General features: G+C 40.9%; 8 protein-coding genes, 4 tRNA genes, 1 rRNA gene and 2 pseudogenes (1 of these 15 running past the window's edge). 5 read left to right on the forward strand and 10 right to left on the reverse strand.

The features are described from left to right. Window positions 1-48: 48 nt before the first annotated feature. The 5 genes from ACMX2I_RS21075 to ACMX2I_RS21095 form a co-directional block, all read right to left on the reverse strand. Window positions 49-1,598: ribosomal RNA gene (locus ACMX2I_RS21075) — 16S ribosomal RNA — on the reverse strand. Between the two features lie 168 nt (window positions 1,599-1,766). After that, window positions 1,767-1,842 (reverse strand) — tRNA-Ala (locus ACMX2I_RS21080). Window positions 1,843-1,849: 7 nt separating this feature from the next. Next, a tRNA-Pro gene (locus ACMX2I_RS21085) sits at window positions 1,850-1,926 on the reverse strand. A gap of 26 nt (window positions 1,927-1,952) precedes the next feature. Further along, window positions 1,953-2,029 (reverse strand) — tRNA-Arg (locus ACMX2I_RS21090). A 33-nt stretch (window positions 2,030-2,062) separates the two neighbouring features. Continuing rightward, window positions 2,063-2,137, reverse strand: a tRNA-Gly gene (locus ACMX2I_RS21095). A 456-nt stretch (window positions 2,138-2,593) separates the two neighbouring features. Between ACMX2I_RS21095 and ACMX2I_RS21100 the strand changes: the two genes are divergently transcribed. Then, on the forward strand, window positions 2,594-3,256 hold the full coding sequence (locus ACMX2I_RS21100; protein WP_414958252.1) for a hypothetical protein: 663 nt from the start codon (window positions 2,594-2,596) through the stop codon (window positions 3,254-3,256). Window positions 3,257-3,335: 79 nt separating this feature from the next. On the opposite strand, the gene ACMX2I_RS21105 is transcribed toward ACMX2I_RS21100, so the two are convergent. Both ACMX2I_RS21105 and ACMX2I_RS21110 read right to left on the reverse strand, forming a co-directional pair. Next, entirely contained in the window at window positions 3,336-3,548 is a 213-nt protein-coding gene (locus ACMX2I_RS21105) for a transcriptional regulator (protein WP_131227035.1), read from the reverse strand. Continuing rightward, on the reverse strand, window positions 3,541-3,768 hold the full coding sequence (locus ACMX2I_RS21110) for a hypothetical protein (RefSeq protein ID WP_414958253.1): 228 nt from the start codon (window positions 3,766-3,768) through the stop codon (window positions 3,541-3,543). The genes ACMX2I_RS21105 and ACMX2I_RS21110 overlap by 8 nt, the downstream gene beginning before the upstream one ends. Before the next feature lie 105 nt (window positions 3,769-3,873). On the opposite strand from ACMX2I_RS21110, the gene ACMX2I_RS21115 reads away from it, so the two are divergent. Further along, complete coding sequence (locus ACMX2I_RS21115) at window positions 3,874-4,062, forward strand: hypothetical protein (protein WP_414958254.1); 189 nt, start codon at window positions 3,874-3,876, stop codon at window positions 4,060-4,062. Between the two features lie 43 nt (window positions 4,063-4,105). Here the strand turns inward: ACMX2I_RS21115 and ACMX2I_RS21120 are convergent, their stop codons facing one another. From ACMX2I_RS21120 to ACMX2I_RS21130, 3 genes and pseudogenes are all read right to left on the reverse strand, one after another. Then, window positions 4,106-4,237, reverse strand: a complete 132-nt coding sequence (locus ACMX2I_RS21120) for a hypothetical protein (RefSeq protein WP_414958255.1) — start codon at window positions 4,235-4,237, stop codon at window positions 4,106-4,108. A gap of 115 nt (window positions 4,238-4,352) precedes the next feature. After that, window positions 4,353-4,814 carry a tetratricopeptide repeat protein gene (locus ACMX2I_RS21125; RefSeq protein WP_414958256.1) on the reverse strand — a complete coding sequence of 154 codons (462 nt, stop codon included), beginning with the start codon at window positions 4,812-4,814 and terminating at the stop codon, window positions 4,353-4,355. 95 nt (window positions 4,815-4,909) lie between these two features. Beyond that, a pseudogene (locus ACMX2I_RS21130) lies at window positions 4,910-5,361 on the reverse strand (aspartate phosphatase); the annotation flags it as partial. Between the two features lie 205 nt (window positions 5,362-5,566). Between ACMX2I_RS21130 and ACMX2I_RS21135 the strand changes: the two are divergent. The 3 genes and pseudogenes from ACMX2I_RS21135 to ACMX2I_RS21145 form a co-directional block, all read left to right on the forward strand. After that, window positions 5,567-6,802 (forward strand): annotated as a pseudogene (locus tag ACMX2I_RS21135) (ribonuclease YeeF family protein); the annotation flags it as partial. 124 nt (window positions 6,803-6,926) lie between these two features. After that, complete coding sequence (locus ACMX2I_RS21140; protein WP_414958257.1) at window positions 6,927-7,283, forward strand: hypothetical protein; 357 nt, start codon at window positions 6,927-6,929, stop codon at window positions 7,281-7,283. Further along, window positions 7,284-7,497, forward strand: partial view of a hypothetical protein gene (locus ACMX2I_RS21145; RefSeq protein WP_414958258.1) — the 5' portion only. It continues 68 nt past the right edge of the window; only the first 214 of its 282 coding nucleotides appear in the window; it begins with the start codon at window positions 7,284-7,286; its stop codon lies beyond the right edge, outside the window.

Genomic DNA, 7,497 nt, shown 5'->3' on the forward strand with positions numbered 1-7,497 from the left:
GTTCTGTTTATAAGACCCAAGGTCTTATATTCCGTAATATATCCTTAGAAAGGAGGTGATCCAGCCGCACCTTCCGATACGGCTACCTTGTTACGACTTCACCCCAATCATCTGTCCCACCTTCGGCGGCTGGCTCCTAAAAGGTTACCTCACCGACTTCGGGTGTTACAAACTCTCGTGGTGTGACGGGCGGTGTGTACAAGGCCCGGGAACGTATTCACCGCGGCATGCTGATCCGCGATTACTAGCGATTCCAGCTTCACGCAGTCGAGTTGCAGACTGCGATCCGAACTGAGAACAGATTTGTGGGATTGGCTTAACCTCGCGGTTTCGCTGCCCTTTGTTCTGTCCATTGTAGCACGTGTGTAGCCCAGGTCATAAGGGGCATGATGATTTGACGTCATCCCCACCTTCCTCCGGTTTGTCACCGGCAGTCACCTTAGAGTGCCCAACTGAATGCTGGCAACTAAGATCAAGGGTTGCGCTCGTTGCGGGACTTAACCCAACATCTCACGACACGAGCTGACGACAACCATGCACCACCTGTCACTCTGCCCCCGAAGGGGACGTCCTATCTCTAGGATTGTCAGAGGATGTCAAGACCTGGTAAGGTTCTTCGCGTTGCTTCGAATTAAACCACATGCTCCACCGCTTGTGCGGGCCCCCGTCAATTCCTTTGAGTTTCAGTCTTGCGACCGTACTCCCCAGGCGGAGTGCTTAATGCGTTAGCTGCAGCACTAAGGGGCGGAAACCCCCTAACACTTAGCACTCATCGTTTACGGCGTGGACTACCAGGGTATCTAATCCTGTTCGCTCCCCACGCTTTCGCTCCTCAGCGTCAGTTACAGACCAGAGAGTCGCCTTCGCCACTGGTGTTCCTCCACATCTCTACGCATTTCACCGCTACACGTGGAATTCCACTCTCCTCTTCTGCACTCAAGTTCCCCAGTTTCCAATGACCCTCCCCGGTTGAGCCGGGGGCTTTCACATCAGACTTAAGAAACCGCCTGCGAGCCCTTTACGCCCAATAATTCCGGACAACGCTTGCCACCTACGTATTACCGCGGCTGCTGGCACGTAGTTAGCCGTGGCTTTCTGGTTAGGTACCGTCAAGGTACCGCCCTATTCGAACGGTACTTGTTCTTCCCTAACAACAGAGCTTTACGATCCGAAAACCTTCATCACTCACGCGGCGTTGCTCCGTCAGACTTTCGTCCATTGCGGAAGATTCCCTACTGCTGCCTCCCGTAGGAGTCTGGGCCGTGTCTCAGTCCCAGTGTGGCCGATCACCCTCTCAGGTCGGCTACGCATCGTTGCCTTGGTGAGCCGTTACCTCACCAACTAGCTAATGCGCCGCGGGTCCATCTGTAAGTGGTAGCCGAAGCCACCTTTTATGTTTGAACCATGCGGTTCAAACAAGCATCCGGTATTAGCCCCGGTTTCCCGGAGTTATCCCAGTCTTACAGGCAGGTTACCCACGTGTTACTCACCCGTCCGCCGCTAACATCAGGGAGCAAGCTCCCATCTGCCCGCTCGACTTGCATGTATTAGGCACGCCGCCAGCGTTCGTCCTGAGCCAGGATCAAACTCTCCGATAAAGTAGTTTGACTGACTACGCACATCGCTGTGCGATTTATAAAAAATGAATTAACAGGTACGTTTTGTCTTGTTTAGTTTTCAAAGATCATTTCGTTTGGCTTTGTTAAAGCAACTTTATTAGTATACAATGATGCTTCTTCAAAGTCAACAACCTTTTTTAAAAAAAATGGTGGAGCCTAGCGGGATCGAACCGCTGACCTCCTGCGTGCAAAGCAGGCGCTCTCCCAGCTGAGCTAAGGCCCCATTGAAATGGTCGGAAAGACAGGATTCGAACCTGCGACCCCATGGTCCCAAACCATGTGCTCTACCAAGCTGAGCTACTTCCCGATTCCCTATCTATTCTATAACAATAATGGCGCGCCCGAGAGGAGTCGAACCCCTAACCTTTTGATCCGTAGTCAAACGCTCTATCCAATTGAGCTACGGGCGCAATCAATTTTACAATAACCCGTTGGGATAAAAATGGAGCGGAAGACGGGATTCGAACCCGCGACCCCCACCTTGGCAAGGTGGTGTTCTACCACTGAACTACTTCCGCATATCGCAATAAAAAAAGCTTTCTCTTTTTTGAGAAACCTTGGTAATAACACACTTAATAAAGCTTCCAAGCGGGCTCGAACCACTGACCTCTTCCTTACCATGGAAGAGCAACTTGAAAGTTTAACTCCGGTTTCATAGAACAAAAGTAATTATAGCAGGGTTTTGATAAATGTCAATACGGTTTAAACAATTTTAGAAAGGTGGCGAATACACCTATAAAGATATTTTTGAGCAATACAGAGGATTTACTATGGTTAAATTTTGTTCTTTCTTCTTTTAAAGAACCATCTAACAATTAAATAAATGATACCTAACCAAACAATAATCGGAATAATGATACCTAAAGTTGCCATAGTAAATTCCTCCTATTTTTCTTTTGTTTTACAATAAACCCTATTATTCCCCTATTTTTTCAAGTATACTACGAATGTATCAAACTTCAAATAGGAAAGAAATGAAAAAACGATCTTTTTTAATGCCTAGTCTCGCCGCTTTGTTATTGCTCCCTGTTGCACCAGCATCAGCGTCAGAAACACCTCAAGTTCACACTACATCAAATGCTATGCAAGCCAAACTTGCTACGTCTCAAGCAATGGACACAGAACTCGAAGTTAAAAAACTAAAAGAATTAGGACAAGATCCAGACAAACTCCAATTCAAAAATGGACAATCTCTCGAAATTAAATTTGATGACGGCAGCCGAATTGTCTACTCCCTAGAAATAACTCCTACATCAAAAGAAAATCTTCCTAAGAACCTCACCCAAAGTGACGCTGACATCCAAGCCACATACAAAACATACACTTTAAGAAAACAATACTTCTATGTCACAGCAAATGCCAACATTTCTGTCAAAGCAGATATTAAACATGAAGGAAGAAGCTTAACTGTAAGAAGAGCTTACCATGGCTTCCAAGGTACATTCGCTAAAAACGATAAACAGTCCAGCCGTATCATTCGAAAAAATGCCACAAGCCCAAAAATGGGGATTACAGAAACAAGTGGACAATTTACGTTGTATGCTTTCGGGAACATAGCTGACTACTACACAAGGAGCTATGTACTAAGAATGGATATTGATACTGCTGGCTTCGCCAACCTAAGAGTACTGCAATAAAGCAATGTTAATCAATCCTCGCAAAGCCCCCTTTTAATTTATAACAAAAAGAACCCATCTATGACGATGGGTTGGTTCTTTATTTAATAACTTTTAATGTTCTTGGTGATCCCGCTTCCCAAGTTACATATTCTTTTCTTTTCAGAGCGTCTAAAAGCCCCTTCACTGTACTTGGTGAGGTTAACCCTAACATGTTCATTAATTCTCTATATGTAGGAGCAAACCCCTTTTCATTAATGTATTTTTCGATTACTTGGAGCGTTTCAAATTGTCGTTCTGTAATTTTACGCATAATTCTTGGCCCCTCTTTTATAGGCTGCAGGAGAAACAGCAAGGATATTCTCGATCGTAAACGTCTTTATTTGACGGCTGCTGAAACAATAAGCGCGTATGTAACTCTGATTAATCTGCCGAACAATAATTGATCTCTTTGTAATGAGACCGTCATTTCTCATATATATCATATCTAATGGTGTTTTCTCAGTTAATGAACGTTTTAAAATCGATTCCATGCTTTCCTCCTCCTTCTTTACCAATATTTTATACGAACATTAGTTCTGTTTCGAGTTGAAAAACGAATGTTTGTTCTAGTATTATTTACTCAAGGAGGCATTGAATTGAATGATTTTGAGCAAAAAGTGTATCGGATTATTTTTAATATGACCCACTTAGGAAAAAATCCCTCGTTGGATCAATTGATGAGAAAGACTGGGAAGGATGAACGAGCTATACGGGAAGCTGTTAAGAATCTTATGAGGAAGCGTTTGTTAAAATGGGATAAGGAAAAGAATAAATGGATTGTGTAAATACCCCACCTTAAAAAGATGGGGTTTAACAGGATAATATTACTTAGATATTAATAGCTTTTTCTGCTACATAGAAAGTTCCAGAATTATTCATAGCAGCATATACATTTTCCACATTTAATAAACCTGCAAAAAAAATACCGATTAAAGCGGAGCTGATTAAAAATTTTTTCATTATATAGCCTCCGTAACCTTAAGTATTTGTGTTTGTGCATGTATAGTTCTCTTTAAGAAGCTTCTTCCCTCTGCATAGTTTCTTTGCTCATAATGGAAGTCACCCAATTTTTCTGTTAATTCTGCAAAATCAGACCACAGACGTTTGTTTTCCAATAGTCTAAGCTTCGATATACTTCTGTTTCATTATATTCTTCATATATTGAATTAATGATCTTTAATTTCGCCATATATTCCTCTTCATTAGAATCTTCAGCCCGTTTTAAAGCTGTTTCATAAAAGAAACGTGCTTTCTTAGGTTTGTTGCTTTGGTAAAGTACATTTGCCATCATATATAATGATCTTACTCCATACACTGTATCAAGATGTTCTTTCATCTCTATTGCTTTTTTGAAATACTCTTCAGCTGCACTTAGGTTTTGGGCCCTTAAATAAACCAAGCCTAAATTATGAAAGATCACCCCAATGATCCTTTTTGCCTTTTTCTCACTCATTCCCTCAGCAACACTTAAAGCTTCTCGGTAATATGATTCCGCCTCTGTCAGCCGGTACATATCGTACATATTAGCACCAAACATCATATTTCATCCGATCACTTTCACCTTATATAATTGATTTTTTTCAAACAAATGCTTAGCTTTTTTCAAATGATTCAGGGAAACAAAATGCTGATCAATTTGATAGTAGGCATCTGCTATTTTATAATGAAATTCAGCTTGTTCCATTTCATCTGAAACTGCAGTCAATTCCTCCTCAGCTTTACGATAATAACTTATCGCTTCAACGTACTCTTTATGATCAAATTTTTACATTCCTCGGAAAAATAATGAGTAATAATTTAAAAGACCTGTAAGTCTTTTTTGCGGTTTTTCTATTTTTTCAAGTAGTTCATCGACTGTGGGACGATCCCGATATCTGTATTCTGGCTCCAATGAATCTAACATCAATTGATGACGGAAACACATCAATGAATAATATACAAGTAAATCCTGATCCTCTTCCATTTCCTCTATTTCTTGCTCCACTTCCGCCTTTAAGATCTCTGCATCAGGAACACTGACGAATCATTTTATACCATTCATTGATCTTGACTCCCACTCGGGATGACGGTAAAACTTGGTCCATACATACCCCTCCCTCTTATGTCTATTTTTGTAATATTGTAACATTTCCAAAAAGTGTTTATGCCGCGAAAAAACCGCAAACTTTTTCTTCGGTTCACTTCGTTCAATTACTCATCTTCCAGGGTTTATTGTATTTCTCACTCTCTTTATATGGTAAAATTTTGTTAGTTATTGAACCAAAAAGCTTAACAAGAAAGGATATGATCATGAAAGTATTTGAAGCTAAATCATTGCTTTCTGAAGCTGAAAACCGTGCAAAGGAATACAAAGATACAAGAAATCAAATGGTCAAATTAAAGAAAGTCTTCAAATCAGTGGCTGATCTTGATGACAGTGAGTTTTCAGGTAAAGGGGCCAATAACATAACGGCATTTTAAGAAGATCAAGCAGGGATCGCTGACCAGTGGATTGATTTGATCGACATGAAAATCGCATTTCTCACGGGTATTATTGGCATCCTGGAAGACGCAAGCTTATCCGATGCCTACATAGAAGAATCTTTTTTAGAACACGAGCTGGCTAACGCTTATACTAAATCAAAATCCATCATGTCAGAACAGAAAAAAGCAATGAAAGACATTCTAAATGACCTCAACATCATACTGCCACTAGATTTATTCTTCACAGAAACTTTTAAAGACGAACTCTCTTCAGCCAACAACAAACGTACCAAGACCGTCAAAAAAATTCATGAAGTCGATGAAAATTCAACATCTGAATATACGCTCTCAGAAGCAAATGAACAAATGATTCAGGCTGATTATCAAGCACTCATGAATGCTACAACAAAAGGCAAAAGCGCCTCCCCTATCCACTATAATGCAAAGGCTTATAGGGACAGTGAAATTCATAAGATGACCGAGGATGTAAAAAAACAATCTACTGATTATATTTCCTTTAAAGATCAGCAGGCCGAACAAAGAAGAATTGCGAAGGAACAGGAAGAACTCGCAAATAGGCCATGGTATGAAAAGACCTGGGATGTCGTTTGTAATTTTACGGGGGAAGTCTCCGGATATTATGATTATAAGAGAGCTGCTGATGGCGTCGATCCTGTCACCGGTGAAAAATTAACCGAGGGGCAACGAGTGGCAGCTGGCGCAATGGCTGCGGCCGGCTACATCCCTATAGTTGGCTGGGCCGGAAAATTAGCCAAAGGCGGAAAGGCTGTCTACTCAACGAGCAAAGCCATCTATAGGGCAGACAAAACGCTTGATATCTATAAAACACCTAAGACATTCCCTGCCCTTCAAAACTCCAGTAAAGGACTCTATGGTCTTGCGTCAGCGAATGGTTTTAGTGAAGCAATAACCGGCCGAGATATGTTTGGGAATAAGATTTCTGAGGATAGACGCGAAAACAGCTTTAATAGTTCTCTAGCTGCTCTCGGTCCTATAAGAGCAATCGGGACGGGAAAAGTATTGAAAGCAAGCGCAGGAGCCGGAAAACCCTCAAATCTCTATCGTGGAGATAAAGATTTATATTCCACCAAAGCAGCTAACGGATTAGGTAAATCACATATTGATCCGGACACCGGAAATCTTGTGCCGATAAATAAAGAAGGTAATGTATAAAGGTAGACAAGTCACAGTAACAGAACATATTTTAGGCGGATTTAGAGGAGCTCAAAAGTCTAATAGTCCGTACACCAGTTTAACGATGAATAAAAATGTAATCACTAATTACGGTGATAGTTTTATTGAATTGAATCTGCCGGCTTTGCGAAAGGCCAACCAATCAGGAGAAGTAAAAGGAGTAGCTATTTTAACTCCGAAACAAATTGAACGTCTAATAAAGAATGATAAGCATTCAGATTATTGGAAGAAAAGGGCTCTTAGTTGGACAAAAAGGGATACTGAATATTTAATAAGAGGCGAAATACCAAAAGAGTATTTTAAATTTCATCAAAAGGAGTCTAAATAGATGATTTTATATTTTAAAGATACGAAATTAGGAGAAATTCATGATGTTTCCGGTGAGGGAATGTGGATGTATGGAATTCTAAAACCCGAAAAAGAAATTGAAGTTTTTAGGGATCTATTTAATGATCTAATAGATGAAGAAGGACAATTTGATGAAACTCGCTACGATAAAGAATGGTTAGAAGATAAAAATTGGTACATCCTTGACGAGAACA

The organism is Bacillus sp. SW14 (assembly GCF_047608225.1).
Taxonomy (GTDB): domain Bacteria; phylum Bacillota; class Bacilli; order Bacillales; family Bacillaceae; genus Bacillus; species Bacillus subtilis_G.

Bases quoted from the DNA above. Each gene is read 5' to 3' on its own strand.
- ACMX2I_RS21100 (WP_414958252.1), top strand. From the start codon at position 2,594: ATGAAAAAACGATCTTTTTTAATGCCTAGTCTCGCCGCTTTGTTATTG.
- ACMX2I_RS21105 (WP_131227035.1), bottom strand. From the start codon at position 3,548: ATGCGTAAAATTACAGAACGACAATTTGAAACGCTCCAAGTAATCGAA.
- ACMX2I_RS21125 (WP_414958256.1), bottom strand. From the start codon at position 4,814: ATGTTTGGTGCTAATATGTACGATATGTACCGGCTGACAGAGGCGGAA.
- ACMX2I_RS21110 (WP_414958253.1), bottom strand. From the start codon at position 3,768: ATGGAATCGATTTTAAAACGTTCATTAACTGAGAAAACACCATTAGAT.
- ACMX2I_RS21140 (WP_414958257.1), top strand. From the start codon at position 6,927: ATGTATAAAGGTAGACAAGTCACAGTAACAGAACATATTTTAGGCGGA.
- ACMX2I_RS21120 (WP_414958255.1), bottom strand. From the start codon at position 4,237: ATGAAAAAATTTTTAATCAGCTCCGCTTTAATCGGTATTTTTTTTGCA.